General features: G+C 61.7%; 23 protein-coding genes. 12 read left to right on the forward strand and 11 right to left on the reverse strand.

Annotated elements, in window-relative coordinates:
- Positions 1-116: 116 nt before the first annotated feature.
- The 4 genes from FFM81_RS06720 to aac(6') all read left to right on the forward strand — a co-directional run bounded on the left by FFM81_RS06720 (position 117) and on the right by aac(6') (position 4,180).
- Positions 117-1,502: an aldehyde dehydrogenase family protein gene (locus FFM81_RS06720; protein ID WP_138385697.1), complete on the forward strand. Its 1,386-nt coding sequence runs from the start codon at positions 117-119 to the stop codon at positions 1,500-1,502.
- Positions 1,499-2,650: an iron-containing alcohol dehydrogenase gene (locus FFM81_RS06725; protein ID WP_138385698.1), complete on the forward strand. Its 1,152-nt coding sequence runs from the start codon at positions 1,499-1,501 to the stop codon at positions 2,648-2,650. The genes FFM81_RS06720 and FFM81_RS06725 overlap by 4 nt, the downstream gene beginning before the upstream one ends.
- 227 nt (positions 2,651-2,877) lie before the next feature.
- Positions 2,878-3,576 carry a ParA family protein gene (locus FFM81_RS06730; protein WP_003565118.1) on the forward strand — a complete coding sequence of 233 codons (699 nt, stop codon included), beginning with the start codon at positions 2,878-2,880 and terminating at the stop codon, positions 3,574-3,576.
- A 151-nt stretch (positions 3,577-3,727) separates the two neighbouring features.
- On the forward strand, positions 3,728-4,180 hold the full coding sequence (gene aac(6'), locus FFM81_RS06735; RefSeq protein WP_003565116.1) for an aminoglycoside 6'-N-acetyltransferase: 453 nt from the start codon (positions 3,728-3,730) through the stop codon (positions 4,178-4,180).
- Positions 4,181-4,276: 96 nt separating this feature from the next.
- On the opposite strand, the gene FFM81_RS06740 is transcribed toward aac(6'), so the two are convergent.
- Entirely contained in the window at positions 4,277-5,677 is a 1,401-nt protein-coding gene (locus FFM81_RS06740; protein WP_138385699.1) for a L,D-transpeptidase, read from the reverse strand.
- A 253-nt stretch (positions 5,678-5,930) separates the two neighbouring features.
- Between FFM81_RS06740 and FFM81_RS06745 the strand changes: the two genes are divergently transcribed.
- From FFM81_RS06745 to FFM81_RS06755, 3 genes are all read left to right on the forward strand, one after another.
- The gene (locus FFM81_RS06745; RefSeq protein WP_138385700.1) at positions 5,931-6,770 is read left to right on the forward strand and encodes a DUF4432 family protein; all 840 of its coding nucleotides are present in this window, start codon (positions 5,931-5,933) and stop codon (positions 6,768-6,770) included.
- Between the two features lie 71 nt (positions 6,771-6,841).
- Complete coding sequence (locus tag FFM81_RS06750; RefSeq protein WP_138385701.1) at positions 6,842-7,180, forward strand: protein tyrosine phosphatase family protein; 339 nt, start codon at positions 6,842-6,844, stop codon at positions 7,178-7,180.
- Between the two features lie 72 nt (positions 7,181-7,252).
- Positions 7,253-7,597 carry a RidA family protein gene (locus tag FFM81_RS06755; RefSeq protein WP_003565109.1) on the forward strand — a complete coding sequence of 115 codons (345 nt, stop codon included), beginning with the start codon at positions 7,253-7,255 and terminating at the stop codon, positions 7,595-7,597.
- A 71-nt stretch (positions 7,598-7,668) separates the two neighbouring features.
- On the opposite strand, the gene FFM81_RS06760 is transcribed toward FFM81_RS06755, so the two are convergent.
- From FFM81_RS06760 to FFM81_RS06775, 4 genes are read right to left on the reverse strand one after another with little or no spacing between them, the layout of a single operon-like run.
- Positions 7,669-9,327, reverse strand: a complete 1,659-nt coding sequence (locus FFM81_RS06760; RefSeq protein ID WP_138385702.1) for a thiamine pyrophosphate-binding protein — start codon at positions 9,325-9,327, stop codon at positions 7,669-7,671.
- Positions 9,328-9,340: 13 nt separating this feature from the next.
- Positions 9,341-10,540 carry a succinate--glutarate CoA-transferase gene (gene caiB / locus FFM81_RS06765; protein WP_138385703.1) on the reverse strand — a complete coding sequence of 400 codons (1,200 nt, stop codon included), beginning with the start codon at positions 10,538-10,540 and terminating at the stop codon, positions 9,341-9,343.
- 16 nt (positions 10,541-10,556) lie between these two features.
- Positions 10,557-11,513, reverse strand: a complete 957-nt coding sequence (locus FFM81_RS06770) for a DMT family transporter (RefSeq protein ID WP_025416649.1) — start codon at positions 11,511-11,513, stop codon at positions 10,557-10,559.
- 17 nt (positions 11,514-11,530) lie between these two features.
- The gene (locus FFM81_RS06775) at positions 11,531-12,460 is read right to left on the reverse strand and encodes an alpha/beta fold hydrolase (RefSeq protein ID WP_138385704.1); all 930 of its coding nucleotides are present in this window, start codon (positions 12,458-12,460) and stop codon (positions 11,531-11,533) included.
- 159 nt (positions 12,461-12,619) lie between these two features.
- Between FFM81_RS06775 and FFM81_RS06780 the strand changes: the two genes are divergently transcribed.
- The 4 genes from FFM81_RS06780 to metF all read left to right on the forward strand — a co-directional run bounded on the left by FFM81_RS06780 (position 12,620) and on the right by metF (position 17,200).
- Entirely contained in the window at positions 12,620-13,360 is a 741-nt protein-coding gene (locus tag FFM81_RS06780) for a ribonuclease T2 family protein (RefSeq protein ID WP_003565100.1), read from the forward strand.
- 98 nt (positions 13,361-13,458) lie between these two features.
- Complete coding sequence (gene ettA, locus FFM81_RS06785) at positions 13,459-15,108, forward strand: energy-dependent translational throttle protein EttA (RefSeq protein ID WP_003565098.1); 1,650 nt, start codon at positions 13,459-13,461, stop codon at positions 15,106-15,108.
- A gap of 162 nt (positions 15,109-15,270) precedes the next feature.
- A complete protein-coding gene (locus FFM81_RS06790) occupies positions 15,271-16,296 on the forward strand; it encodes an ArsR/SmtB family transcription factor (protein ID WP_128398026.1) in 1,026 nt (341 codons plus the stop codon).
- 1 nt (position 16,297) lies between these two features.
- Positions 16,298-17,200, forward strand: coding sequence for a methylenetetrahydrofolate reductase [NAD(P)H] (gene metF / locus FFM81_RS06795; protein ID WP_025416646.1), 903 nt, complete (start codon positions 16,298-16,300; stop codon positions 17,198-17,200).
- A gap of 456 nt (positions 17,201-17,656) precedes the next feature.
- On the opposite strand, the gene FFM81_RS06800 is transcribed toward metF, so the two are convergent.
- The 5 genes from FFM81_RS06800 to FFM81_RS06820 all read right to left on the reverse strand — a co-directional run bounded on the left by FFM81_RS06800 (position 17,657) and on the right by FFM81_RS06820 (position 22,843).
- Positions 17,657-18,562, reverse strand: a complete 906-nt coding sequence (locus FFM81_RS06800) for a DMT family transporter (protein ID WP_128398025.1) — start codon at positions 18,560-18,562, stop codon at positions 17,657-17,659.
- A 143-nt stretch (positions 18,563-18,705) separates the two neighbouring features.
- Entirely contained in the window at positions 18,706-19,923 is a 1,218-nt protein-coding gene (locus FFM81_RS06805) for a lytic murein transglycosylase (RefSeq protein ID WP_003565090.1), read from the reverse strand.
- Between the two features lie 81 nt (positions 19,924-20,004).
- Positions 20,005-20,802 carry a glycoside hydrolase family 25 protein gene (locus FFM81_RS06810; RefSeq protein WP_025416643.1) on the reverse strand — a complete coding sequence of 266 codons (798 nt, stop codon included), beginning with the start codon at positions 20,800-20,802 and terminating at the stop codon, positions 20,005-20,007.
- Positions 20,803-20,927: 125 nt separating this feature from the next.
- Positions 20,928-21,602: a class I SAM-dependent methyltransferase gene (locus FFM81_RS06815; protein WP_138385705.1), complete on the reverse strand. Its 675-nt coding sequence runs from the start codon at positions 21,600-21,602 to the stop codon at positions 20,928-20,930.
- Positions 21,599-22,843 (reverse strand): BtaA family protein, encoded by a 1,245-nt coding sequence (locus tag FFM81_RS06820; protein ID WP_138385706.1) that lies wholly within the window; start codon positions 22,841-22,843, stop codon positions 21,599-21,601. Before FFM81_RS06820 ends, FFM81_RS06815 begins: the two co-directional genes overlap by 4 nt.
- 191 nt (positions 22,844-23,034) lie before the next feature.
- Here FFM81_RS06820 and FFM81_RS06825 point away from each other — a divergent pair, with 191 nt between their 5' ends.
- Positions 23,035-24,459 carry a serine hydrolase domain-containing protein gene (locus FFM81_RS06825; protein WP_138385707.1) on the forward strand — a complete coding sequence of 475 codons (1,425 nt, stop codon included), beginning with the start codon at positions 23,035-23,037 and terminating at the stop codon, positions 24,457-24,459.
- Positions 24,460-24,489: 30 nt separating this feature from the next.
- Here the strand turns inward: FFM81_RS06825 and FFM81_RS06830 are convergent, their stop codons facing one another.
- Positions 24,490-25,416, reverse strand: a complete 927-nt coding sequence (locus FFM81_RS06830) for a lytic transglycosylase domain-containing protein (RefSeq protein ID WP_003565082.1) — start codon at positions 25,414-25,416, stop codon at positions 24,490-24,492.
- Positions 25,417-25,432: the final 16 nt, after the last annotated feature.

The following is a 25,432-nucleotide window of genomic DNA, read 5'->3' on the forward strand; positions in this document are numbered from 1 at the left end:
GGAAAACGGTGCTGCATATCCCTTCTCCCCGTAAGCGGGGAGAAGGTGCCGGCAGGCGGATGAGGGGCTGCGGCCTCACTCAATTTTTTGATGAATACGAGGACAGGAAATCGATCATGGCAATGATCCAATGCATTTCACCGGTCGATGGATCGGTTTACGCGGAGCGCGCAGCGCTTTCGCTCGATGCCGCCAAAGACGTGGTGGCGCGCGCCCGCAAGGCGCAGAGGGCCTGGGCGAGACGGCCGCTTGAAGAGCGTGTTCAGCTTGTCCTGAAGGGTGCCGCGCGGCTGAACGAGATGTCCGATGTCGTCGTGCCGGAGCTTGCCTGGCAGATGGGCCGGCCGATCAAATACGGCGGCGAATACAAGGGCTTCAACGAGCGCTCCAACTATGTCGCCTCGATCGCGGCGGATGCGCTGGCTCCTGTTGTTGTCGAGGAGAGCGACCGTTTCGAGCGCCGTATCGAACGCGAAGCGCATGGCGTCGTCTTCGTCGTTGCACCCTGGAACTATCCCTATATGACGGCGATCAACACGATCGCGCCGGCATTGATGGCCGGCAATACCGTGGTGCTGAAACATGCTTCGCAGACGCTTGTTGTCGGCGAGCGGCTGGTGCAGGCCTTCGTCGAGGCCGGCGTTCCCGAAGACGTCTTCCAGAACGTCTTCCTCGATCATGCCACCACATCGGCGCTGATTGCCGCCGGCAGCTTCAATTTCGTCAACTTCACCGGATCGGTCGAGGGCGGGCGTTCGATGGAGCGGGCCGCTGCCGGCACCTTTACCGGCCTCGGCCTCGAACTCGGCGGCAAGGATCCGGGTTACGTCATGGAAGACGCCGATCTCGAGGCGGCCGTCGATACGCTGATGGACGGCGCGACCTACAATTCCGGCCAGTGCTGCTGCGGCATCGAGCGCATCTATGTGCACGAGTCGCTTTATGACGCCTTCGTCGAAAAATCGGTCGCCTGGGTGTCGAACTACAAGCTCGGCAATCCGCTCGATCCCGAGACTTCGCTTGGACCGATGGCGAACAAGCGCTTCGCCAAGGTGGTGCGCGAGCAGATTGCGGACGCGGTTTCCAAGGGCGCCAAGGCGCTTGTCGACCCGAAGCTTTTTCCTCAGGATGACGGCGGCGCCTATCTCGCGCCTCAGGTTCTCGTCAATGTCGACCATTCGATGGCTTTCATGCGCGAAGAGACCTTCGGTCCGGCGGTCGGCATCATGAAGGTGAAGAGCGACGAGGAGGCGCTGGCCTTGATGAACGACAGCCAGTATGGGCTGACCGCCTCGCTCTGGACCAAGGATGTCGAGCGGGCGGCGCGGCTTGGCCGTGAAATCGAAACCGGCACCGTTTTCATGAACCGCGCCGACTATCTCGATCCGGCGCTCTGCTGGACCGGCGTCAAGGAGACCGGCCGCGGCGGCTCGCTGTCGATCATCGGTTTCCAGAATCTGACGCGTCCGAAATCCTTCCACCTGAAGAAAGTCACAGCATGAGCAGCAACATCACCGCAAACTGGAGCTACCCGACTTCGGTCAAGCTCGGCCGGGGCCGGATCAAGGAACTGGCGGACGCCTGCAAGAGCCTCGGCATCAAAAAGCCGTTGCTCGTCACCGACCGCGGTCTCGCCTCGATGGCGATCACCAAGAATGCGCTCGACATCCTCGAAGATGCCGGCCTTGGCCGGGCGATCTTTGCCGATGTCGATCCGAACCCGAACGAGAAGAACCTTGAGGCCGGTGTCAAGGCTTTCAAGGATGGCGGTCATGACGGTGTCGTTGCCTTCGGCGGCGGCTCTGGTCTCGATCTCGGCAAGTGCGTCGCCTTCATGGCCGGCCAGACCCGGCCGGTCTGGGATTTCGAGGATATCGGCGACTGGTGGACGCGGGCGAGTATCGACGGCATCGCGCCGATCGTCGCCGTGCCGACGACGGCCGGAACCGGTTCGGAAGTCGGGCGCGCCAGCGTCATCACCAATTCCGAAACGCATGTAAAGAAGATCATCTTCCATCCGAAGTTCCTGCCCGGCGTCGTCATCTCCGATCCAGAACTGACGGTCGGCATGCCGAAAATCATCACGGCCGGCACCGGCATGGATGCCTTCGCCCATTGCCTGGAGGCCTATTCTTCGCCCTTCTATCACCCGATGTCGGCCGGCATCGCGCTCGAAGGCATGCGGCTCGTCAAGGAATTCCTGCCGCGCGCCTACAGGGAAGGCACCGATCTCGAAGCCCGCGCCAACATGATGGCGGCTGCCGCCATGGGTGCGGTCGCCTTCCAGAAGGGGCTCGGCGCCATCCATGCGCTGTCGCACCCGATCGGCGCCGTCTACAATACCCATCACGGCATGACCAATGCGGTGGTGATGCCGGCGGTGCTGCGCTTCAATCGCAAGGCGATCGAGGAGAAGATTTGCCGCGCCGCCGCTTATCTCGGTATTTCGGGCGGCTTCGACGGCTTCTACGACTATGTATTGAAGCTCCGCTCCGAGCTCGGCGTGCCGGAGACTGTGTCGGCGATGGGAATCGCCCCCGACCGCATCGACGAATTGTCGGCCATGGCAATCGAGGATCCGAGCGCGGGCGGCAACCCGGTGGCGTTGACGCTCGAAAATACCAAGGCGCTTTTCAGGGATTGCTTCTGAGCTAGATGCCGAGCCTGCGGATAGGCCCGGAAGGCTTTGGTCTTCCGGGCTTTTTTGTAGTGGCGGCATCCCCAATATTATGGATGTGAAAAATACAGGCTGCAATTTCGGCGGGCGCGTTTGGGATTTGTTAACCATGATTGTAAAGGATAGCTTAACCGCACGATGCTCCGACAGTGCGTAAGAGAGCGATACCGGCTCGCGCTATTTCCTCCCGAGGACCGAACATGCCTGTCATTACATTCGCAAACACCAAAGGCGGCGCCGGCAAGACGACCGCTGTTCTCCTGCTCGCCACCGAGCTTGCCCGCAAGGGTTACCGCGTCACCGTTCTCGACGCCGATCCGCAGCACTGGATTTCGCGCTGGCACGACATATCCGGTCATGTGCCCAATGTTTCGGTGATCGATTTCGTGACCACGGCCTCGCTGCCGCTGCATATCAGCGAGAACAAGCACAATACCGACTATTTCATCGTCGACCTGCCGGGTGCGCGCAATCCGCTGCTTGCCACAGCCGTCGGCCTTTCCGATCATGTGCTGATCCCAATCCAGGGCTGTGCAATGGATGCGCGCGGCGGCGCACAGGTGCTCGAGCTGCTGCAGTATCTGGACGAAAAGGCGGGCATCAAGATCGGTCATTCGGTGGTGCTGACCCGCGTCAACTCGATGGTGACGACCCGGGCGCTGCAGCTCGTCAAGTCGCTGCTCAGCGAGCGGCATGTGCCGGTGCTGGACACCGCGATCATCGAACGCTCGGCCTTCCGCGACATCTTCGACTGTGGCGGCACGCTGCACACGGTCGACCCCGCGCGCGTCAGCAATCTCGACAAGGCGCGTGAGAATGCCACATGCTTTGCCGAGGAAATAATGAGCAAAATGCCGGTCAGGCTAACGGCCTCGGCCCGTATGGCCACGGCGGCCTGAACATCCTTCGCACGAAAAAGGCCGTCGAAGCGATCCCCAGCCCCTAACCGAAATGTGAAATCCAGTAGATACTGGTGCCGAATCCCTTGTGGCATGGGACGCAAAACTGTCGCTTTGATTGGGTTTTTTCCGACAAGAAGGGAACCGCAATATGGAAGCGATTATTGAGGCTGGGACTATAAAGGATGTTGAGCCATGGGCGCAGCTTCGCCTTGCGCTATGGCCGCATCACTCGCTTGAAGATCATCGAGCAGAGTTGGGCCGGGCGTTTCTTTCAGAAAGTGGAGAAGCCGTCGCGTTCATAGCTCGAAATGCTGCGAATGAAGCTGTCGGGTTTGCTGAGGCCACTCTGCGACATGATTATGTGAACGGATGCAGCAGTTCACCCGTTCTGTTTCTCGAAGGCATTTATGTCCGCCCCGTTGACAGGCGAAAGGGTATCGCACGGTTGCTTTGCAATTCCGTTGCCGATTGGGGGAAGTCGCTTGGCTGTGTCGAGTTTGGCTCTGACGCGCTGCTTGAGAATTCAGCCAGCCATGCGCTCCATACCGCTTTAGGGTTTGAGGAGACGCAGCGCGTCGTGTTCTTCCGAAAGCCATTGTAGGCCGTCGAGAAACTCACTCGCAACGGTTGGAGTTTCGCGACACATTTCAGTTGCGGTCTGTGGAGCGATCCGGCGGCCACATTGCTGCAATAGGGTTCAATCGACGAATTCGACCGTCACTCCCGGCTTAACCATCTTGGCAAGCTCGGTCGCATCCCAATTGGTCAGGCGGATACAGCCGTGGCTCTGGGTGCGGCCGATCTTGGAAGGCTCTGGCGTGCCGTGGATGCCGTAGGTCGGCCTGGACAACGCCATCCAGACGGTGCCGACGGGGCCGTTCGGGCCGGGCGGAATGTTGAGGATCTTGTCGTTGGCGCCCTGCTGGAAATTGATCTTCGGATTATAGGTGTAGCCGGGATTGAATGCGACGCGCTCGACCGTCACGGTGCCTGACGGCGAGGGCGTGTCGGTGGAGCCGATCGATGCCGGATAGGCGGCAATGAGATTGCCGGCGCCGTCATAGGCAAAGACCTGCTTGCGGGCTTTGTCGGCGATGATGCGGGCGACCTCGCCGCTCTTCGGCTCGCCCGGATTGACGACCTTGATGACGGTGCCGGCAACGCTGAAATCGGCGCCGGGGTTCATCTCCTTCAGGAAGGCCTCGTCCATGTGGAAGCGCTCGGCCAGCATTTCGGTGGTCGATGTATAGGCAAGCGACGGTAGCAGCGCCTTATGCGAATAGTCTTCCGGGATCTGTGCGACGAAGGGGCCTGCCGCATCGGCCGGGGTGATCGTGTAGCTGACGACGGGCAGGCCTCCGTTCATGCGTAGTTCTTCCAGAATGGCATCCGTGTCGTTGGGGTCGAGCTTGGAGCCGGTCATCTGGTCATAGGCATAGATCGACTTGGTGACATTCGAGCCCATATGGCCGTCGATGACGCCGGGCGAGATGCCGGCGCGATCGAGAAAGACCTGCAACGCGACGATCTCGGGCTTCGACTTGTTCTTCAGCGTGATAACCGGTTCATCAGGCGCGGCCGTGGGCGCGTCGGCGGGCGGGATCTGCTGGTCGGGGTCGATCGAGGCATAGTTGTCGCCGGACTGCGGATTGCCGATGCTGTTGTCCTGGGAATAAGGCTGCTCGCCGAGCGGCCGGCGTTCGATCGCCGCATCGCGCGGGATGCCGCCGGTGACCGCACCACGCTCGGAATAACGCGTGTCGCCATAGGTGTTGTCGTCGGCATAATAGGGATCGTTGCCGCCCTGGTCGGCATAGACATCGCGCGGACCGGGCCGCGGCGGATAGTAGCCGCGGGCGCGCATCTCGGTGGCGACAACGTTGCCGTAGTCATCGATCAGCACGCGGTTGCCGCTGCGGTCGCGGGCGTAGTTATAGCCGCGCGGGACATAATCGAGGATCTCGCCGGTCGGCGTCACCAGCACGACGTCGCTCTGGCGGCGGTCGCGGAACTGTTGCGCGCCGGCCTCCGGTGCTGCACCCGTAATGGCTGCCAGCACGGCCGCAAGCGAAAATGCCGACTTCAAAAAGCGATTCACGTCTCACACCTCGAACAGTGACTGGCCGACACACACCTGCGAATTTTGACGCTAGTGTGGAATTTATGAAAGCGTGCTGAACAAAATATGAAAATCACTAAGATTTCCTTTTACTCATAAACGTTTGCGTCTCCGTGTCAGTTCCGCAAAATCCCTGGTTGCGGCAAAAACACAAGATGGGAATGGCGCCGATTGACGAATGACGGCGCAAAACCTAACGCTGAGGCGGGCATAAACCCTCAAGGAGACTGCGATGATCGAATTTGCCGCCGCAAGCGGGCCGCGCCTGATGCTGGATGAAACATCGGTGCTGGATATCGGCGGATGCATCGTCGAAGGTGTCGACATCGCGCCGAAGCGCGCCATTCCCGACGACGGCGATCCGCGAATCGATCACTCGCTCGAAGGCTTCCTCTTCACCTGCGGGCCGGACCATATCCGCCATCGCCAGCCGATCGCCGGCCGCGCCCACGGTAATGTCTATCCGCTGCACGGATCGGCCTCCGGCCATGCGGCCAAGGTGCTGTGGACGAAGTTTGAGAAGGGCAATGCCGAATGCCGCGCCGACATCGACATCGTAACCATCGAGGGACTGCCGCAGCGCATCGAGCGGCTATGGCGGATCGACGGGGCGACCGGTGAGGTGCAGCTCGAGGACCGGGTCGTCAACACCAGCGACCAGACGGTGCCGACCTTCCTGATGTACCACATGAACACCGGCGGCAAATGGCTGGACGAGGACACACGGCTCGAAGGCCAGATGCTGGAAAATGGCGGTTTCCCCTGGACGTTCGGCGAGGAGCCGGGCGGCATCTTCTGCGTGCCGGCGCCGGCGACGGAGGAGGGCTTCGCGGAAATCCGCCTCGGACCGATCGCTGCGATCGGCGGCAGGACGCTCCGTGTCCGTTTCCGCGCCGACACGCTGCCCTATCTGCAGGTCTGGCGAAACCAGAAGGCGCCGGCTCATATCATCGGCATCGAGCCGGTTTCGCATCGCTGGGTGTTGCGCGACGAGCTTGAGGCAGCCGGCGAGTTCAACATGCTGGCGCCCGGCGAAAGCCGCAGCTACGCGCTAACCTTTGCCTTTGTGTAAGTGAAGTGTTGTTGACGCTTGCCGGCCTCCCGTCGTAGACCTTCAGCCCACGATTTTGAGGAGACAAGACGATGGATATTCGCCAGATCGACGATGAATATTCTGTTTCGGGCCAGATCACGCTTGAGGAGCTCGACGAGATCAAGGCGCTGGGGTTCAAATCGATCGTCTGCCATCGCCCCGACCATGAGAGCCCCGATCAGACGTCGTTCTCGGTCATCGAGTCGCGCGCTAGAGAACTTGGACTCGATATCGCTCATGTGCCTGTCGGGCCGATGGGGGTGACCGAAGAAGCGGTGCAGGGTATGGTCGATGCGCTCGACGAATTCCCGCGGCCGATGCTCGGCTATTGCCGCTCCGGCGCCCGCTCGACGGCGATCTACCAAAAGACCCACCATATCCGTAGCTAAGCTCGTTCCGGCTGCCGATTTTCCGGCGCTGGACCGCAGCGCCGCCACCTTCCATTCACTCAGGAGACTACAATGAGCATTAAGCGTATCGACGTCGGCGCGCGCATGAGCGGCGCCGTCATTCATGGCAACACGGTCTATCTCGCAGGCCAGGTCGGCGAGGGCGAAAGCGTCACCGATCAGTGCAAGTCCTCGCTTGCCGAAGTCGACCGGCTGCTGGCTGCATCCGGCAGCAACAAGTCGAAGATCCTGCAAACGATCATCTATCTCTCCGACATCGCTTATTTTGCCGAGATGAACGCCGCCTGGGAAGCCTGGATCGATCCGGCCAATCCGCCGGCCCGCGCCACCAGCGAAGCCAAGCTCGCCGCCCCGAAATACAAGGTCGAGTTCATCGTCACGGCCGCGATCGACTAAAGGTCGCCGCAGGTCTGTTCCTCGAAGCCGGTGGGTGCGTGAACTGACCCTGATTGGGGTCAGTCACGGACCTACCGGCTTTTTGTTTGCGCGATTTCCGACAGCGTGCGTGTCGGCGTGATCGCTTCAGGATCGAGCTTCACCTCGATGATCGCCGGCTTGCCGCTTTCGCGCGCCCGCAAAAAGGCGGGCGCGAATTGCTCCGTGCTTTCCACCGTCTTGCCATGGCCGCCATAGGCGCGGGCCAGGGCTGCGAAGTCGGGATTGGTCAGATCGGTATTGCTGACGCGGCCGGGATATTCGCGCTCCTGATGCATGCGGATCGTGCCGTAGATACCGTTATTGACGACGACCGCGATGATTGGCAGGCCGTAGCGGATGGCGGTGGCAAATTCCTGGCCGTGCATCAGGAAACAGCCGTCGCCGGCAAAGCAGATGACTTCACGTTCGGGAAACAACCGCTTGGCGGCGACGGCGGCGGGTAGGCCGTAACCCATCGATCCGGAGGTGGGGGCGGCCTGGGTATTGAAGCGGCGAAAACGATGGAAGCGATGCACCCAGGTGGCGTAGTTGCCGGCGCCGTTGGTGAAGATCGTGTCCGGCCCGGTATTGGCCTCCAGCCACTCCATGATCGGCCCCATATGGACGGCGCCTGGGCCTGTCGCCGGCGGCTTCGACCAGGCGAGATAGGCCTGGTGCATGCGCTGCGTGCGTTCCGCCCAGTGCGGCTCGGCCGGTGCTTCCAGATGGGCAAGTGCCGCGACGAAATCGGCAGGTGCGGCGCAGATCGCAAGATCCGGGCGGTAGAGACGGCCGAGTTCGGAGGCATCGGGGTAGATATGCACGAGCGATTGCTGGGGGTAGGGGATGTCGATCAGCGTGTAGGACGAGGAGGGCATTTCCGACATGCGGGCGCCGAGCAGGATCAGCAGGTCGCTCTCCTTGATCTCCTTGGCGAGTGCCGGATTGATGCCGATGCCGACATCGCCGGCATAGCAGCGATGGAGATGATCGAACAGCATTTGCCGGCGGAAGGAGCAGCCGACCGGCAGTTGGAAACGCTCGGCAAAGATGGCGAAATCGGCGACGGCATCGGCATCCCAGCGCGTGCCGCCGAGGATCACCATCGGCCGCTCGGCCTTCAAGAGTCTTAGATAAAAGTCGTCGATCTGGCGGCGGCCGGGATGGGCCTCGACGCTGACATAGTGTTTGGCGCGGGGCACTTCGACCTCGTCGCGCAGCATATCCTCCGGCAGCGTCAGCACCACGGGGCCGGGGCGGCCGGAGGTGGCGATCGCGAAGGCGCGGGTGACGAATTCGGGGATGCGGGCGGCATCATCGATCTCGCCCACCCATTTGGCGAATTCGGTGAAGGCGCGGCGGAATTCGACCTCCTGGAAGGCCTCGCGCTCGCGGGCTTCGCGCTGCACCTGGCCGATGAAGAGGATCATCGGGATCGAATCCTGCTTCGATATATGCAGGCCGGCGGAGGCGTTGGTGGCGCCGGGGCCGCGGGTGACCATGCAAATGCCGGGTTCTCCGGTCAGCCTGCCCCAGCAATCCGCCATCATCGCCGCCCCGCCCTCCTGGCGGCAGACGAGCACGTCAATCTCGCTGTCGCGCAGCGCGTCGAGGACGGCGAGGAAACTCTCGCCTGGTACGCAGGACAGACGCTTGACGCCGTTCGCCTTCAGCGCCTCGACAATCAGTTCCCCGCCCGTCTTTTTCATAGTGATGCCTTTTTCATGACGATGCCTTCCTCTCAAGCTCGGTGAGTTCCGCCAGAATTTCTGTTTGATGCTCGCCGAGACGCGGGCTTGGCCTGGTGTAACGCAACGGCGTCTCCGACAGCACCACGGGCGTCCTGACCCCGGGGATTACGGTGCCGGCGGCGTCCGTAAGGTCGATGCGCAAGCCGCGGGCCTCAATTTGCGGGTCGGCGAACATCTCCTCGATCGTATTGATCGCGCCTGATGGAACCGCATTCTCCTCGCAGGCTTTCAGGAGATCCGCCTTCTGCCATTTCAGCGTCTCGGTGGAGATGAGAAGGCGGACATCGCCGCGATTGGCGACGCGGGCCTTGTTGGTGGAAAAGCGCTCGTCGCCGGCAATTGTCTCCAAGCCGAGGATGGTGCAGAGGCGGCGAAACTGGCCGTCGTTTCCGACCGCGAGAATAAGATAACCGTCCGCCACCGGCACGACCTCATAGGGCGAGATATTCGGATGGGCATTGCCGAGGCGGGTGGGTGCTGCGCCGGAGACCAGGTAGTTCATGTTCTGATTGGCGAGCACGGCCGATTGCACGTCGAGCAGCGCCATGTCGACGAGCTGGCCTTCGCCCGTTTTCAACGCGTGGATCAGCGCAGCTTCGATCGCCGAGACGGCATAGATGCCGGTGAAGATATCGGCGACGGCAACGCCGGCCTTCATCGGCTGGCCGTCCGGTTCGCCTGTTATCGACATGAAGCCGGACATGCCCTGGACGATGTAATCATAGCCGGCGAGGCCGGCATAGGGGCCTGTCTGGCCGAAGCCGGTGATCGAGCAGTAGACGAGCTTCGGATTCAGCTTGCGCAGGCTGTCGTAATCGAGGCCGTATTTGACGAGGCCGCCAAGCTTGAAATTTTCGATCACTACATCGGCAGTCGATACGAGACGGCGGACGAGATCCTGGCCTTCGGGGGTCTTCAGATCGGCGGTGATCGAGCGCTTGCCGCGATTGGCGGCGTGATAATAGGCGGCCGAGAGGTTTTTGCCATCGGCACCTTCGACGAAGGGGGGGCCCCATTGGCGGGTATCGTCGCCGCCGTCCGGGTTTTCGACCTTTATGACGTCGGCGCCGAGATCGGCGAGCATCTGCCCCGCCCAGGGGCCGGCGAGCACCCGGGCAAGCTCGATCACCCGGATGCCGGCAAGCGGCGGCTTCTTCGTCGTCTCCGTCATATTCCCTCGTCCGTTTCTACGGCGCCAGCGTCACCTCAGATGTATCGGATACAGGCTTTGAAGCAAAGCGGCGCTCGCGCCAGAGGATGTAGAAGCCCGATGCCATGATGATCATGATGCCGAGCCATTTGACCGCATTCGGAAAGTCGCCGAAAACCAGCCAGGCAAAGATCGTCGCCGAGACGATCTCGAAATATTGCAGCGGCGCCAGCGTCGAGGCCGGTGCTGCGCGATAGGCATAGACGCCGAAGATGCCGGCGATCGCGGCCATGGCGCCGACGCCGGCGAGGTAGAACCAGGCGCTACCCACCGGCATGACGGGGTCGAAAAGATCGGAGCCGCTTCCTTCGCCGATAAAAAGCAGGATAGTGCAGAAGAGTAGACCCCAGATGCCCATCTGGAACTGCATCGCCCAGGGATCTTCCCGGTGCGAGAGGACGCGGGTCATCAGCACGAAGATCGCGATGCAGAGGGCGCTAAGGACAGGCAGAAGGGCGATAAAGCCGACCTCCTGGAAACTCGGCTGGATGATCAGCATGGCCCCGAAAAAGCCGACGCCGCAGGCGGTATAGCGCCGCCAGCCGATAGTCTCCTTCAGGAAAATGCCGCCGAGGATCGTCACCATGATCGGCTCGACGAAGAAGATCGCAATCGCGTCCGCAACCGCCATGTATTTCAGCGTGGTGACGAAAGAGATCATCGAGACGGTGATGATTAAGCCGCGGATAGCGTGGAACAGGCTCTGGCGCCAGGAGAAATCAGCAAAGCTCTGCCGCCAGATGACGATCGGCAGCATGAACAGCGCCTGCACGACGAAGCGGCCGGCGGTGACCTCGGCGGACGGGATGGTGACAACCGCAAGCTTGGCGAAAATATCGATGAGCGGCGAAAACATCACCGACAGAAACATCAGCGCGAGCCCCGTCGTCACCTCGGAGGCTGAGGAAGCAGGGCGGGCGGAGGTGCTGCTCATGACGGAATCTCTCTCGCTCAGGATCTTACGACGGCCTCGTCGCACCATTCCGCGAAGGCTGCAATCGCTGCATCAGCGCCGATCTCGTTCAGCGTTTCGTGCCGCATGTCCTGATATATCTGAGTGCTGATACGAGAGAAGCCGCAGGCTTTCAAATGGTTTGACAGCCAGAGGATGGCTTTTCCACGTTCGGTGGCCGGATCCTCTCCACCGCCGACAAGATGGATCGGCATATCGCGCGGCAGCCGGTCCAGATAGAGCTTCTGCGGCGCGCGAAACGTCAGTTCGAAGAGATCGAGCCACAGCGACACCGAAGCATCGAAGCCGCAGAGCGGATCGGCGATATATTTGTCGACTTCACCGGGAAGGCGCGACAGCCAGTCGAACTCGGTGCGGCGGCCCGGAATCGATTTTCCCCAGGCTGCGAAGGTGAGCTTCGGCAACAGGCCGCTCGGCACATCGGAGCCCTTCAGCATGCGCTCGGCCAAAAGGATCGCCTGGGCGGCGCGGCCGGCCAGGCCGACGGCGAAATTCGAATTCCAGACGGCGACGGCGTCGAAATCGGCCGGCGCCGTGACGGCTGTATTGAGGGCGATGAGGCCGCCCATCGAATGGCCGAAGAGGATGACCGGCAGGCCGGGATGGAGCATGGCCGCGTGGGCGCGCATGGTAAGGACGTCGCCGATCACCCTGTCGACGCCGCCCCGCCGGGCGAAACGGCCGACCGGCGCGTCGGGCGCCGTCGTCTCGCCGTGGCCGCGGTGGTCATGGGCATAGACGTGATAACCGCGCGCCGCCATCGCTTCGGCAAAAGTGAGATAGCGTTTCGAATGTTCGGCGAGACCGTGCGATATCAACAGGATGCCGCGCCCCGGGCCGGCGGCCTCGGCATGGTGATAGGCGAGCGATGCTCCCGGCGCCGCGAGCCTTTGCGTTTCAGAAAACATCTGGATCCTCCCCGACGCAACAGACCAGATCAGCGTCCAAAAGCAACATCCATTCCGGGTTCATCCGATAACAAAATGCGGCAACGCTACGATTCAGGGTTGCGGGCTTTTCATCTTCGTGCTTATTTGTTCCTGTATTGTTCTTTTTTGGGGGTTGAAATGAGCAGCATGCAGTTGCGTACCTTGACGGTCGCCGTATCGATGGTAATTGCCGGCGCCGCCATGGCGCAGGAGGGCGGCGGGACGACCCGCTTTATTCTGGCGGCGAGCTGGCAGCCGGCCTTTTGCCAGACGAACCAGAAGAAAGCTGAATGCGCCAGCCAGACCGGCGAGCGCCCCGATGCGACGAATTTTTCGCTGCACGGGCTCTGGCCGATGCGGCAGGATTATTGCGGCGTGAGCGCCGAGCAGAAGGCTGCCGACAAGGACGGCAAGTGGAACACATTGCCTGAGGTGACGCTTTCGGCCGAGACGCAGGCGGCGCTGTCCAAGGCGATGCCCGGCACACAATCCGGCCTGGAACGGCATGAATGGACGAAGCACGGCACCTGTACGAAAATGAGCGCCGAAGATTATTTCGGCGTCGGGGTGCATCTTCTGGGCGCGCTCAACACCTCGGCCGTGCGCGATCTCTTCGCCGCCAATATCGGCAAGCCGGTTAAGGCCGAGGCAATCAAGGCGGCTTTCGACAAGAGCTTCGGCCCTGGTGCCGGCGATCGCGTCAAGATGAGCTGCCGGCGGGCCGGCAATGTCAAAATGGTCAGCGGGTTGACGATCGGGCTTTCTGAAGCCGCCGGGGCGGCGTCGGCGAAAAGCGCCGGCCTTGCGGATCTGATCCAGGGCGCGGGAAAAACGACGTTCGGCTGCGACGAGGGCGTCGTCGACGCTGCGGGCTTCTGACCGGAAATCCTGCCTAAACCGGGTTTCGGCGTTGCCCGCAGGCGCTGTTTCGCCTACATAGCGGCACAATCGAAGTTTCCCGCCCGGAGCAGCGCAGCATGGCACGTCAGTTCATCTATCATATGTCCGGCCTCAACAAGGCCTATGGCAACAAGAAGATCCTGGAGAACATCCACCTTTCCTTCTACCCGGATGCCAAGATCGGTATTCTCGGGCCAAACGGCGCCGGTAAATCCACTGTGCTGCGCATCATCGCCGGCCAGGACAAGGAATATACCGGCGAAGCCTGGCTCGCCGAAGGAGCGACGGTCGGCTACCTCGAGCAGGAGCCGCACATCGATCCCAACAAGACGGTGTTCGAAAACGTCATGGAAGGCGTTGCCTCGAAGACAGCCGTACTCGAGCGCTACAATGAGCTGATGATGAACTATTCCGACGAGACGGCGGAAGAGGGAGCAAAGCTCCAGGACATCATCGACAGCCAGAACCTCTGGGATCTGGAAAGCCAGGTCGAGATGGCGATGGAAGCCTTGCGCTGCCCGCCACGCGACGCCGATGTCACCAGCCTGTCGGGTGGCGAGCGCCGCCGTATCGCGCTCTGCCGCCTGCTGCTTTCGCAGCCGGACCTGCTGCTGCTCGACGAACCGACCAACCACCTGGACGCCGAGACGATTGCCTGGCTCGAAAAGCATTTGCGTGACTATCCGGGCGCCGTGATGATGATCACCCACGATCGCTACTTCCTCGACAACGTCACTGGCTGGATCCTCGAACTCGACCGCGGCCGCGGCATTCCCTACGAAGGCAATTACTCGGCCTACCTGCTCGCCAAGGCCAAGCGCATGCAGCAGGAAAACCGGGAAGAGGCAGGACGCCAGAAGGCGATCAGCCGCGAACAGGAATGGATCGCCTCTAGCCCGAAAGCCCGTCAGGCCAAATCCAAGGCGCGTATCAAGTCCTATGAACAACTGGTGGAAGCGGCTGAAAAGCAGCGCCCCGGCGACGCACAGATCATCATCCCGGTCAGCGAGCGCCTCGGCCAGGTGGTCATCGAGATGGAAGGCATCACCAAGGGCTTCGAGGGCCGCACGCTGATCAACGACCTGTCGATCAAGCTGCCGCCGGGCGGCATCGTCGGCATCATCGGCCCGAACGGCGCCGGCAAGACGACGCTGTTCCGGATGATCACCGGCCAGGAAAAGCCGGACGCCGGATCCGTGCGCATCGGTGAGACGGTCCATCTCGGTTACGTCGACCAGAGCCGCGATGCACTGGATGGCAGCAAGACCGTCTGGGAGGAAATCTCGGGCGGCGCCGAAATCATCAAGCTCGGCAAGTTCGATATGAACTCCAGAGCCTATTGCGGCGCTTTCAACTTCAAGGGCGGCGATCAGCAGCAGAAGGTCGGCAACCTCTCGGGCGGCCAGCGCAACCGCGTTCACCTTGCCAAGATGCTGAAGGCTGGCGGCAACGTTCTGCTGCTCGACGAACCGACCAACGACCTCGATACGGAAACCCTGGGTGCGCTGGAAAGCGCGCTTGAGGCGTTCGCCGGCTGCGCCATCATCATCAGCCACGATCGCATGTTCCTCGACCGTCTGGCGACGCACATTCTGGCTTTCGAAGGCGAAGGCCATGTCGAATGGTTCGAAGGTAACTTCGAGGATTATGAACAGGACAAGATTCGCCGTCTCGGTCCCGACGCGCTCAACCCAGGCAGCCAGGCTCATAAGCGCCTGACGCGCTGATCGCAGCCGTTTTTGCAGTCGAGAAGCCCCGGTTCGGCCGGGGCTTTTTTTGTATTCCCGCTGTCGCAATTTGAGCAGGCAATTTCGCTCAAGTGCGAATTGTCGCTTGTCACCGTAATCCAAATCACATAAAGATATCTTTATATCTTGATTGGACTAGAGATGAGCGAACCCTTGAAGCTAGGACTGGATGGCCTGGTGGACGTCATGAAGGCGGCCGGCGAGCCCACGCGCCTGCGTCTTCTGGCGCTTCTCGACGGCGGCGACCTCACGGTGACCGATCTTACCGAAATTCTCGGCCAATCCCAGCCTCGCATCTCCCGGCATTTGAAGCTGCTCGGCGAGGCCGAACTGATCGAACGCTACCAGGAAGGCGCCTGGGCCTATTTCCGCCTCAAGCAGGACGGCAAGGCGGCCATGCTGGTGCGGGCATTGCTCAAGCATGTCTCCGAAAACGATCCGACCGTGCTTCGCGACGGCGAACGGCTGTCGCAGGTTAAGCGTCAGCGGGCCGAGCGGGCACAGGCCTATTTCAGCCGCAACGCGGCGGAATGGGACGAGCTTCGCCGCCTGCATGCCGCCGATGAAGAGGTCGACGCCGCCGTCATCCGGCTGCTCGGCAGCCAGCCGATCGATTCGCTGCTCGATCTCGGCACCGGCACCGGCCGCATCCTCGAGCTTTTGTCGGGGCTCTACCGCCGGGCGATCGGCGTCGATGCCAGCCGCGACATGCTAAGCGTGGCGCGCGCCAATCTCGACAAATCCCGCATCACCAAGGCCACCGTGCGCCACGCCGATATCCTCAACCTGCCGTTCGAAGGCCAGGATTTCGACCTGGTGACGATCCATCAGGTACTGCATTTCTTCGACCAGCCGGAGATTGCGATCGCCGAAGCGGCGCGCATGCTGCGGCCGGGCGGCAGGCTCGTGGTCATCGACCTTGCGCCGCACACGCTCGAATATCTCCGCGACGAGCATGCGCATGTCCGTCTCGGTTTTTCGCACCAGGCGATATCCGACTGGCTGCACAGGGCCGGGCTCGACGTCGAGCAGGTCGTCGATCTTCATCCGGGTCAGCAGAGCGGGCAGGGGTTGACGGTCACCGTCTGGCTCGCGCGCGATCCGAGGCGCCTCATGGCTTCGCAACTAAGCGAAGGCGCCGAACCTACATTTGCCGGGAGAGTATGACATGGCTTTGAATAACGAGGCACGCGGCCGCAATATCGGGATTTCCTTCGAATTCTTTCCGCCGAAATCGGAAGAGATGGAGGGCCAGCTCTGGCAGACGGTCAGCGAACTGCAGGATTGGGATCCGGATTTCGTCTCGGTGACCTATGGGGCCGGCGGCACCACCAAGGCGCCGACGCTGACTGCCGTCACACGGTTCCTGTCGCAGACGCCGCTTGCCACCGCCTCGCACCTGACCTGCGTCGGCGCGACGAAGGAAGAGACGCATCAGATGATCGAGACCTTCCGCAAGGTCGGCGTGACGCATTTCGTGGCGTTGCGCGGCGATGCGCCCGGAGGCGCAGGCGCGCCCTACCAGCCGCATCCCGGCGGCTACGCCAATGCGGCGGAGTTGGTGGCTGGCCTCAAGGCGGTCGGCGATTTCGAGATTTCGGTCTCCGCCTATCCTGAAAAACACCCGGAGAGCCGCGATACGGCTGCCGATATCGACATGCTCAAGCGCAAGGCCGATAATGGCGCCGACCGGGCGCTGACGCAGTTCTTCTTCGACAACGACAATTTCGAGCGCTACCTGGAGAAGGTGCGCGCTGCCGGCATCTCGATCCCGATTGTGCCGGGTATCATGCCGATCCAGAACCTGACGCAGTTGAAGCGTTTCGCCGGTGCCTGCGGCACGATCATCCCGGCCTTTCTCGACGAGCGCTTCGCCGGCTTCGACGACAAGCCCGAAGAACGGGCGAAGGTCGCAGCCGATGTCGCCGCCGAGCAGATCGACGATCTCGTCCGGCGGGGCCTTCATGAGTTCCATCTCTATACAATGAACCGTTCGCCGCTGGTTTCCGCTGTGCTCGACAATCTCGGTCTCTCGCGGCGGGCGGCGAAAAGTGCGGGCGCGGCCGCCTGATCTTTCGAGTTCAAAAGTGAAAAGCGCATGTCGGGCGGGACATGCGCTTTTTTATTGGCGGATTGATCAGGGGAGTTCAGGTACTACCAGTCATTACGCCTCGGTATCGGCCGGCTCAGATGAAGAGCATGGACAAGACGAAAGCAAACGCTGCACTGACCAACAGAACATTCAAGGATTGCGTGAGTCCCATGTCTGTCTCCTCGCGTTAACCGGTCGATAATATGTCTGAAATATGTCGGTTGGAAAGCGAATTCTATGCTGCGCTGCAGAGGGGTGCGGTGGATAAGTCGAACAGCGTTTCCGCAAGCCATTGAAATCAATATGTAATTATCGCGAAATTTTTGTTCACAATTTTTAACGTGGCGTTAAATCCGGCGATCCAGATTTACCTATGCGCCTAAAACATGGCCGGCGCGCAAGCGGTTGAAAATATAGGGAAACTGCAACCGACTTTCAGGCGGTGCGTATCAGCAGGCGATAGGCGCGGCCATCGAGAATGACGAGGCCGAAACCGATCAGCGCCATGCCGGCGAGTTCGCCGAGTGCCAGCCTTTCGCCAAGGAATAGCACGCCGAGGAGGATGGCGCTCGGCGGCACCAGCAGGGTGACGAGCGAGGCGTTGGTGGCACCGGCTGCCGCCATGATCCGGAAATAGAGAATATAGGCGAATGCGGTCGATACCAGCGCCAGCGCCAGGATGGCGAGGAGGATATCGACTTCCGGCAAGGGGAGCGTCCAGGGACGATCGGCCAGCAGCGATAGCGGCAAAGTGATCAGTGAGGAGGCGGTCAGCTGGCCGGCGGCGGTGACCGGGGCGGGAATAGTCTTGAAACGTTTGCCGTAAGTGGCGGCGAAACCGTAAGAGATGGCGGCCAGTACCGGCAGAAGCAGCGCCCAGAGCGGCGCCTCGCCACCGGCTGAGATGCCGGGGCCGATCAGCACGATCGTTCCGGCCAGGCCGACGAGGCAGCCGGCGATTTTTGCCGACGACAGCTTTTCGTCTGACGTGAAATAATTGGCGATGAGCACGGTCCAGATCGGCGTCGTCGCGTTCAGGATCGCCGCGAGTCCGGCGCCGATGCGGGTCTGGCCGAAGAAGATCAGCGCATGCGGCAGGGCATTGTTGATCAGCCCGAGGATCAGGAATTCACGCCAGCGGGCCTTGAGGATCGAATAGATGTCGAAACGGCCGGCGATATAGAGATGCAGCGCCAGGGCTGCAAGCAGCAGCCTGAGGAAGACGAGGGTCAGTGGCGGCACATGCTGGACGGCGATGCTGGCAAAGAAGAAGGAGCCGCCCCAGATCAGGCCGAGCAGGACCAGCAGGCTCCAGGTCCAGGCATTCATCCTGCTGTCCATGCCGGTTCCTCCACGCAAGGCCGCTTCGCCGCCCTATCGTCTGCCGATAATGGGCGGCGATTCTTCACCACTATGTTTAGGGCAGACTGCGGCCAGCGCCACCCGTTTCTTGCGAAGCGGGCAGCGGTGCGACATCCGTGGGATCAGAGGGCGTTGAGCAGGGCAGGCGTCGCCCAGCCGTCGGCCGGAATGCCGAGACGCTGCTGTTCCTTCTGGATCGCGACGCGCGTGCCGGAGCCGAGGATGCCGTCGATCTCGCCGACATCATGACCGAGCGACTGCAGCTTGGTCTGCAGCGTCTTCATCTGGTCGTTGGCGAGCCCCTGTTCCGGCACACCCTTGAGATAGGTCGGAGCGCCGGAAAGCCGGGTCCCGAAATAGGCGGCCGAGGTCGTGTAGATGAACGACTTGTTCCATTCGAGATAGATTTTGAAATTCGGGTAGGCGATGAAGGCCGGTCCCATGCGGCCCTGCGGCAGCACCAGGTCGCCTTCGAGGTTGCCGAAGGCGGTATTGCCGTCGCGCGGCTTGACGCCGAGCGCGAACCATTCGCCTGCCTTCATCGTGCCGCCGAGGCCGGATTTCTCCCAGGGCAGATTATCGGGCAGGGTGACTTCCTGCAGCCAGGGCTGGCCGCGCTCGAAGCCGAGATGCTGGATGAATTTCGCCGCCGTCAGGATGGCGTCCGGGCCGCTCTGCTTCAGGCGGACATGGCCGTCGCCATCGCCGTCCATGCCATAGGCGATGATGTCGCGCGGCAGCATCTGAACCTGGCCGATCTCGCCCGCCCAGGCGCCGGTATTGGTGGCGGGGTCGAGATCGCCGTGCTGGACCATCTCGATGAGGGCGATCAGCTGCGGGCGGAAAAGCTCCGGGCGGCGGCAGTCATGCGACAGCGTCACCAGGGCATTGCGGGTGTTGAAATCGCCCTGGACAGCGCCGAAATCGGTTTCCATCGCCCAGAAGGCGGTGATGACGCCGGAGGGAACGCCGAATTCCTGCTCGGCGCGGGCAAAGACGTCGGCATATTGCTTCATCTTCTGGCGGCCGATGTCGAGGCGGGCCTGGCTGACGGTGCGCTGGGAGAATTCGAGGAAGGTCTGTTTGAAGACGCCCTGGGCCCGATCCCGGCTGAGGACCTTGGGGTCGATCTCGGCGCCGGCAAGGGCCGCGTCGGCGGCTGCAGCACTTGCGCCGGTGGCAACCGCATCTTTCTTGACGCCGTCAAGGAAGGCGGAAAGATCGCCGCCGCAAGGCGCGGCCGGGGCTGCGTCCGGCGCCTGCTGGGCGGCCGCGCCGCCGGCGAGGGCGAGGGCAAACAGAAGGGCGAGTGCAGAGCGGCTTGCGAGCGAGCGGTGCATGGATGCGGTCCTTATATCAAACAGATTGCCGTCGCTTTCACAGAGGAATGTGACGGAAGCAAGAAACATTGTAAGACGTTACTAAGAATTTCTATCCTTGGAAACGGCCGCGACCCAATTGTTCCAGTTCTTTGCACTGCCGGCAAAGACGTTGATGTCGGTCGGCCCCTTGATGCCGGGAATGACGCCGGTCGAGGTATATTGCCAGAAGGCCCAGCGGCGGTCGGAATAGGTCACTTCGGGGTGTTTTGCCACCGAGCGGACCCAGAAATGATAATCCTGGAAGTAGCCGGCGAGATTTTCACGGTGGAAATCGACCGAGGTGTAGATGATCGGACGCTTGCCGTAGTAAGCCTCCAGCCGGTTCATGAAACGCTGCATTTCGGAGCGCACCGTTTCCGCGTCGGGGCGGTAGCGGCAGGTCTTCGATTCGGCGTTCCATTCGACGTCGAGCACCGGCGGCAGGCGCATGGCCTCCTTCGGCACGTTGCGGATGAACCAGTCGGCCTGCTCGTCGGCCGAAGAACAGAAATAATAGAAATGATAGGGGGCGTGCGGGATGCCGGCGGCGCGCGCCTCGCGCCAGTATTCGTCGAAGCGCGGATCGACCCTGTCCTTGCCTTCCGTCGCCTTGATGAAGGCGAAGCCGACGCCGGAATTCCTCACCGTCGCCCAGTCGATATCGCCCTGCCATTTGGAGATGTCGATGCCATGGATCGCATTCTGCTGCGGATGCTTTGGGCCGAAGTCCTGAGGATCGGTGTCCTTGAAGCGCGTCTTGGGCTTGATCGATGCCGTTTCGAGATAGTCATGACCAGAGGAGGTGCAGCCGGCCAGCATGATGGCCAGGGGCAAAACGCAAAACAAAAGCCGGCGCATGGGCGTCCCGTCGTAACTCGAATGATCTCTTTGCCCCACAGCTTGACCTTCGGAAATGACGAGTCAGCAGAGGATAACCCTCTTTTCACCATATCAACGTAAAAAAACGGTTAGTTTCAAGTGAATTATGAGCGCTTGCTGACAATCGCCGCCCGCCAGGCATAACCGCCGCCGACGGTTTCAAACACCAATCTTGCGCTGTTTTCATGGGCTTGCGCTTCCAGGACCTCGCGCATGTCGGGGCGCGGGGTGACGTGGAATTTCGCAAGCCATGACTGCAGCATGCGCCGGAACCAGCCCGGCAGGCCTTCCTGCTGGCCGAAATCGACGATGTGCAACTGGCCGCCGGGATTGAGTGCGGCGATCGATGCATCGACGGCGCGTTCCCAGTCCGGGATCATCGACAGGGCATAGGATATCAGGATGCGGTCGAAGCCGCTGACGCCGAATTCGCGCGGCGTGAACGCCGTGGCGTCGGCGACGCGGAATTCCGGGATCGTCGCCTTGATGGCGAAGGTCTTGCGCGCCGAAATCAGCATTTCCTGAGAAATGTCGAGGCCGAACAGCTTGGCGGTCGGGAAATGCCTGTGGGCGAAGGCCATGTTGCGGCCGGTGCCGCAGCCGACCTCGAGCAGGGTGCCGCCGTCCGGCACGTCGAGATTGCGGATCGTGCTGTCGCGGCCGAGAAGGTAATATTTGCGGGTGAGGTCGTAGATATGGCGTTGGTAGCGGTACATGCCATCCATCAGGCTGGCATGTTCGTTGCTCTTTCCTGCCGTCTCGGTACCGACCTTGCTCACGCCTTCTTCCCGTAAATGTGGAAGCCGCCGTAGATTGCCGAGCGATCGAGCGCCGTCAGTTCACGCGACTTCTCCTCGAAATAGTCCCACTGGTCGCGGATCGAGGGTGACAGGCGGCCTTCGATGATGCTCTTTTCGGCGGCAGTGCGGAAGATCACGCGGGCGCCGTCACGCGCCGTGCGGGTGATTTCCCGCCAGACGTCGTTCAGCTGCTCGTCCGTCATCCAGTCCTGCGCGTCGAGCAGGATGTAGCGGTCGCGCGAGGCGGCCGGCTCGCGGGCCAGAAGCTCGGTGAAGCTTGCATGATGGACGTTGACGCGATCGACATTGGCGCGGATCACCTGGTAGTGCTCCGACTTCAGATAAGTCGGCAGCGGGCCTTCCTCTTGCGTGCCATAGCGGCGGCCGAAGGCCTGCCAGGCGAAATAATTGTCGCGCATCGGGAAATGACAGGCGAGCTTTTCCAGGCGGTGCTTCAAGACCGGGGCGATCGAATGATCGGCGGCGAGGCTTGCGAGCTCGTCATATTGCTGCGGCGGGATGCCGAGGCCGAAGAGCGAGCTCTTGCGCCCGGTGATCCAGCGGACCACCGGCTTTTCGAACAGCGGCGCGATCTGCTCTTCGAAGAACTGGCGCTGCTCGCGGATCGAGCGGGTCTTGGTCATCTCGCGCAGCTTGACGCCATGCAGGCGGGCAAGAAGGTGGGCTGCGCCGATGAAGCGGCCGAGCAGCCCGGTTTCGTAGATGTTGCGGTCGAAGACGGTGACGCGGCGGCGGCCGAACTTGCGGCCGTTCCAATAGCTGCGGGTCGCCTCGTCGAGCTGGGCGGCGAGATGCTGGTCATAGGCGCGGCTGTTCGACTTCTCGTTCGGCATGGCCAGGAAGCGGACGAGATCGGTATGGCCGGGAAGATGCTTGAAAGTGGCAAGCTTCAGGCGGTTCAGCGCGATATGGTGCGGGTTGAGATCGACGACGTCGATCGAGGCCGGTGCCTTGGAGAGATAAGCGAGCATGTTGCAGCCGCCGGAGCCGATGGTGACGATGCGATGGTTGGGCTTCAGCTCCATTGCCTGCATGTCGAGATCCGGATCCTCCCAGATCTGCGGATAAACGAGGCCGGAGAAGAGAAGGCCGAAGAGACGCTCGGAAAATCCATCCTTCGAAAAAGCCTTGTGGCGGAGAAGGGCGTCCTTGAGTTTCCGGTTCTTGCGGAAGCCGGCATCCGGTGCAAATTCTGACATGAGTCTGTCACCTTTTTAGCGTTCAGGGCGTGTAGCGCGCCACTGCTACAGTTTGATGACGTGGGCTGTGTGGCGCCGTTCTCCGGAAAGATCGCCCTCCTGGTAAAGTGATCGCAATGGCGGCTGTTCTTGGCTGCAGCCTCTTTCCGGCGCCTGTGATTCCTGCTTCTCTCACGGCATGGAGGAATGCCATGCGATTTGTTCTGCGTATTCTGAAGGCGCTTGCTCTCCTTGTCGTACTCTTCGTTATCGGCGACGGCGGCTGGCTCTTCGTCCGGCCGCCGGAACTGCTGCGTGTCGGCGACGGCTATGCCGCCAAGATCGTCTGTTCCAATGTCTTCATCGCCGGCCGGGAGGCCGAGGAGGTGCTCGAAGATGATGTTCAGGCGCCCGGAAATCCGCTGCTGCGGCTGGTGCGCGTCAGCGTCGACCGCGACAACGGCCGGGTGACGGCGCGTTTCCTGGGACTGTTTGCACCGAGTTATGCGCTCTATCGCGGCGCTTTCGGCTGTACGAGCGTGCCAGATGGCAATTTCGAGGCGGCGGCAAATGCGGTGCCTTTCGATGTGCCGGCGGGGGTGGAGGTGAACGAGGCCCTATGGCCGGAGGGGGAGGGCGCCGGCGATCGGCGTGACGCGAAGATCGCCGCTCTGCTTACCGATGCCCGGCTTGCCGGCCCGACCATGCGGGCGATCGTGGTGGTGCGCAATGGTCGCATTGTTGCCGAAGCCTATGGTCCCGGCTTTTCCGCGAAGACGCCGCTGATCGGCTGGTCGATGACGAAGACGGTGAATGCTGCGATCGTCGGCCGGCTGATGCTCGACGGCAAGATTTCCTTCGACGACGACGATTTGCTGGCGCAGTGGAAGAACGACGGGCGCGCCAAGATCAAGGTCTCCGATCTGCTCGGCATGGAGAGCGGCCTTGCCTTTAACGAGGATTATGGCGATGTCGCCGATGTGACGCGCATGCTCTATCTCGATCCCGGCATGGTATCGCTGCCGGCCAACGCACCGATGGACGCAGAGCCCGGCAAGCGCTTCCGCTATTCGAGCGGCACGGCGGTGCTTTTGTCACGCATCTGGATGGATAGGGTCGGCAATGCACAGGCGGCCTTTTCCTATCCTGGCGACGCGCTGTTTTCGCCGCTCGGCATGACGAGCGCCGTCTTCGAACTCGATGCGCGCGGCACCTTTGCCGGAAGCTCCTATCTCTATGCGACGGCGCATGACTGGGCGCGTTTCGGGCAGTTCCTGCTGCAGGACGGAGTTTGGGACGGCCAGCGGCTGCTGCCGGAGGGTTTTGTCGGCGCCATGCGCACGCCGACGGCAGCGTCGAACGGCCGCTATACGCAGGGCCAGGCTTGGCTGGCGCCCGGCGGTTCAAATGCTAAATCTGGGCTGCCTGAGGATACGTTCTGGCTGACGGGGCATGATGGGCAGAGCATGGCGATCGTGCCGTCCGCCGATCTGGTCGTCGTGAGACTCGGCCTGACACCGAGCTGGCTCGGCTATCAGCCGCAGACGCTTCTCAAGGCTGTTCTGGGGGCCTTGCCGCAAACGGGAGCACCGCAACAGCAGGCCGTGTCGCAACAGCCAGCGCAGCCGCAGCCATAGGCGACTTCCGTCGTTCCAGTCGTTTATTGTTTAATAGTTGCCCTGGGCGATGTCGGTCATGCCCTTGCGCTTGGCGTCGTAATAATAGCCGCGCGCATAGAGGCGCACGGCATCGTCTTCCCTGCTGTCGGAGACAAGCCAAGCGCCGCGCAGATATTTTGCGGCATATTTGATATTGGTCTCGGCATCGAAGAGACCGCCCGGAGCGCCGTCATACCCCATGGACTTGGCCGTATTGTACTTGATCTGCATCAGGCCGAAATAGCCGCGCTTGTTGTAAGCCTTGGGATTGTAGCGGCTCTCGCGATGGACAATGCGGTGGAGCAGGGTCTCGGGAATTTCGTAGAGCTTCGAATATTTCTGAATGAGCTTGGTGACGAAGCTCTTTTCGACCGTCGGCGCATCGTCTTTGTCGTCGTCACTGAACATCGGCGGTGCCGTCGGCGGATCGATCGGCCCGGATTCGTCGAAACCGTAATCCATGCTGGCACGCGGTGTGGTGTCGACTGCGGCAAGTGCTGCAAGCGCACTGTTTTGCGGTGTCGCCGCAAAGGCGAGCTGCGTCGTCGGCTGCGCCGGGGTTCCCGGACGCGGCGTCGGCACCACGGACTGGATCGCCGTCATCTCGGGCGTCAGCGGGATCTGCGCATAGGCGGCCGGCTGCATGGGAAGATCGGCAGGCTGAGAGGCTGTCACGCTCGGCATCGCCGTTGCGGTCAGGGAGGGGGATGCCTGGGGAATGGTGGCACCGGCGACCTGACCGGCCGCGCCCTCCGCTGTCGGGATAGCCGCAAGTGTGGCATCTTCACCGGGTTTCGGCATCGGCACCACAGTCTGGGCGGCTGTCAGTTCGGCCTGGGAGGTGTATTCGACGCTGGCGCATCCCGTCATCACGCCGCAGAGTATCGTCGAAACGACAAGACTGCGTTTCAGGCCGGACAATCCGATCGCTACCATTCCGCCACTTTCGTGA

It is taken from the genome of Rhizobium hidalgonense, from assembly GCF_005862185.2.
Taxonomy (GTDB): Bacteria; Pseudomonadota; Alphaproteobacteria; order Rhizobiales; family Rhizobiaceae; genus Rhizobium; species Rhizobium hidalgonense.

Excerpts from the sequence above, each read along its gene's own strand:
- FFM81_RS06805 (WP_003565090.1), bottom strand. The coding sequence starts at position 19,923 with ATGCACCGCTCGCTCGCAAGCCGCTCTGCACTCGCCCTTCTGTTTGCC.
- FFM81_RS06775 (WP_138385704.1), bottom strand. The coding sequence starts at position 12,460 with ATGTTTTCTGAAACGCAAAGGCTCGCGGCGCCGGGAGCATCGCTCGCC.
- FFM81_RS06755 (WP_003565109.1), top strand. The coding sequence starts at position 7,253 with ATGAGCATTAAGCGTATCGACGTCGGCGCGCGCATGAGCGGCGCCGTC.
- FFM81_RS06750 (WP_138385701.1), top strand. The coding sequence starts at position 6,842 with ATGGATATTCGCCAGATCGACGATGAATATTCTGTTTCGGGCCAGATC.
- metF (WP_025416646.1), top strand. The coding sequence starts at position 16,298 with ATGGCTTTGAATAACGAGGCACGCGGCCGCAATATCGGGATTTCCTTC.
- FFM81_RS06770 (WP_025416649.1), bottom strand. The coding sequence starts at position 11,513 with ATGAGCAGCACCTCCGCCCGCCCTGCTTCCTCAGCCTCCGAGGTGACG.
- caiB (WP_138385703.1), bottom strand. The coding sequence starts at position 10,540 with ATGACGGAGACGACGAAGAAGCCGCCGCTTGCCGGCATCCGGGTGATC.
- FFM81_RS06820 (WP_138385706.1), bottom strand. The coding sequence starts at position 22,843 with ATGTCAGAATTTGCACCGGATGCCGGCTTCCGCAAGAACCGGAAACTC.
- FFM81_RS06780 (WP_003565100.1), top strand. The coding sequence starts at position 12,620 with ATGAGCAGCATGCAGTTGCGTACCTTGACGGTCGCCGTATCGATGGTA.
- FFM81_RS06790 (WP_128398026.1), top strand. The coding sequence starts at position 15,271 with ATGAGCGAACCCTTGAAGCTAGGACTGGATGGCCTGGTGGACGTCATG.
- FFM81_RS06720 (WP_138385697.1), top strand. The coding sequence starts at position 117 with ATGGCAATGATCCAATGCATTTCACCGGTCGATGGATCGGTTTACGCG.
- FFM81_RS06825 (WP_138385707.1), top strand. The coding sequence starts at position 23,035 with ATGCGATTTGTTCTGCGTATTCTGAAGGCGCTTGCTCTCCTTGTCGTA.
- FFM81_RS06725 (WP_138385698.1), top strand. The coding sequence starts at position 1,499 with ATGAGCAGCAACATCACCGCAAACTGGAGCTACCCGACTTCGGTCAAG.
- FFM81_RS06830 (WP_003565082.1), bottom strand. The coding sequence starts at position 25,416 with ATGGTAGCGATCGGATTGTCCGGCCTGAAACGCAGTCTTGTCGTTTCG.
- FFM81_RS06800 (WP_128398025.1), bottom strand. The coding sequence starts at position 18,562 with ATGGACAGCAGGATGAATGCCTGGACCTGGAGCCTGCTGGTCCTGCTC.
- ettA (WP_003565098.1), top strand. The coding sequence starts at position 13,459 with ATGGCACGTCAGTTCATCTATCATATGTCCGGCCTCAACAAGGCCTAT.
- FFM81_RS06745 (WP_138385700.1), top strand. The coding sequence starts at position 5,931 with ATGATCGAATTTGCCGCCGCAAGCGGGCCGCGCCTGATGCTGGATGAA.
- FFM81_RS06760 (WP_138385702.1), bottom strand. The coding sequence starts at position 9,327 with ATGAAAAAGACGGGCGGGGAACTGATTGTCGAGGCGCTGAAGGCGAAC.
- FFM81_RS06810 (WP_025416643.1), bottom strand. The coding sequence starts at position 20,802 with ATGCGCCGGCTTTTGTTTTGCGTTTTGCCCCTGGCCATCATGCTGGCC.
- FFM81_RS06730 (WP_003565118.1), top strand. The coding sequence starts at position 2,878 with ATGCCTGTCATTACATTCGCAAACACCAAAGGCGGCGCCGGCAAGACG.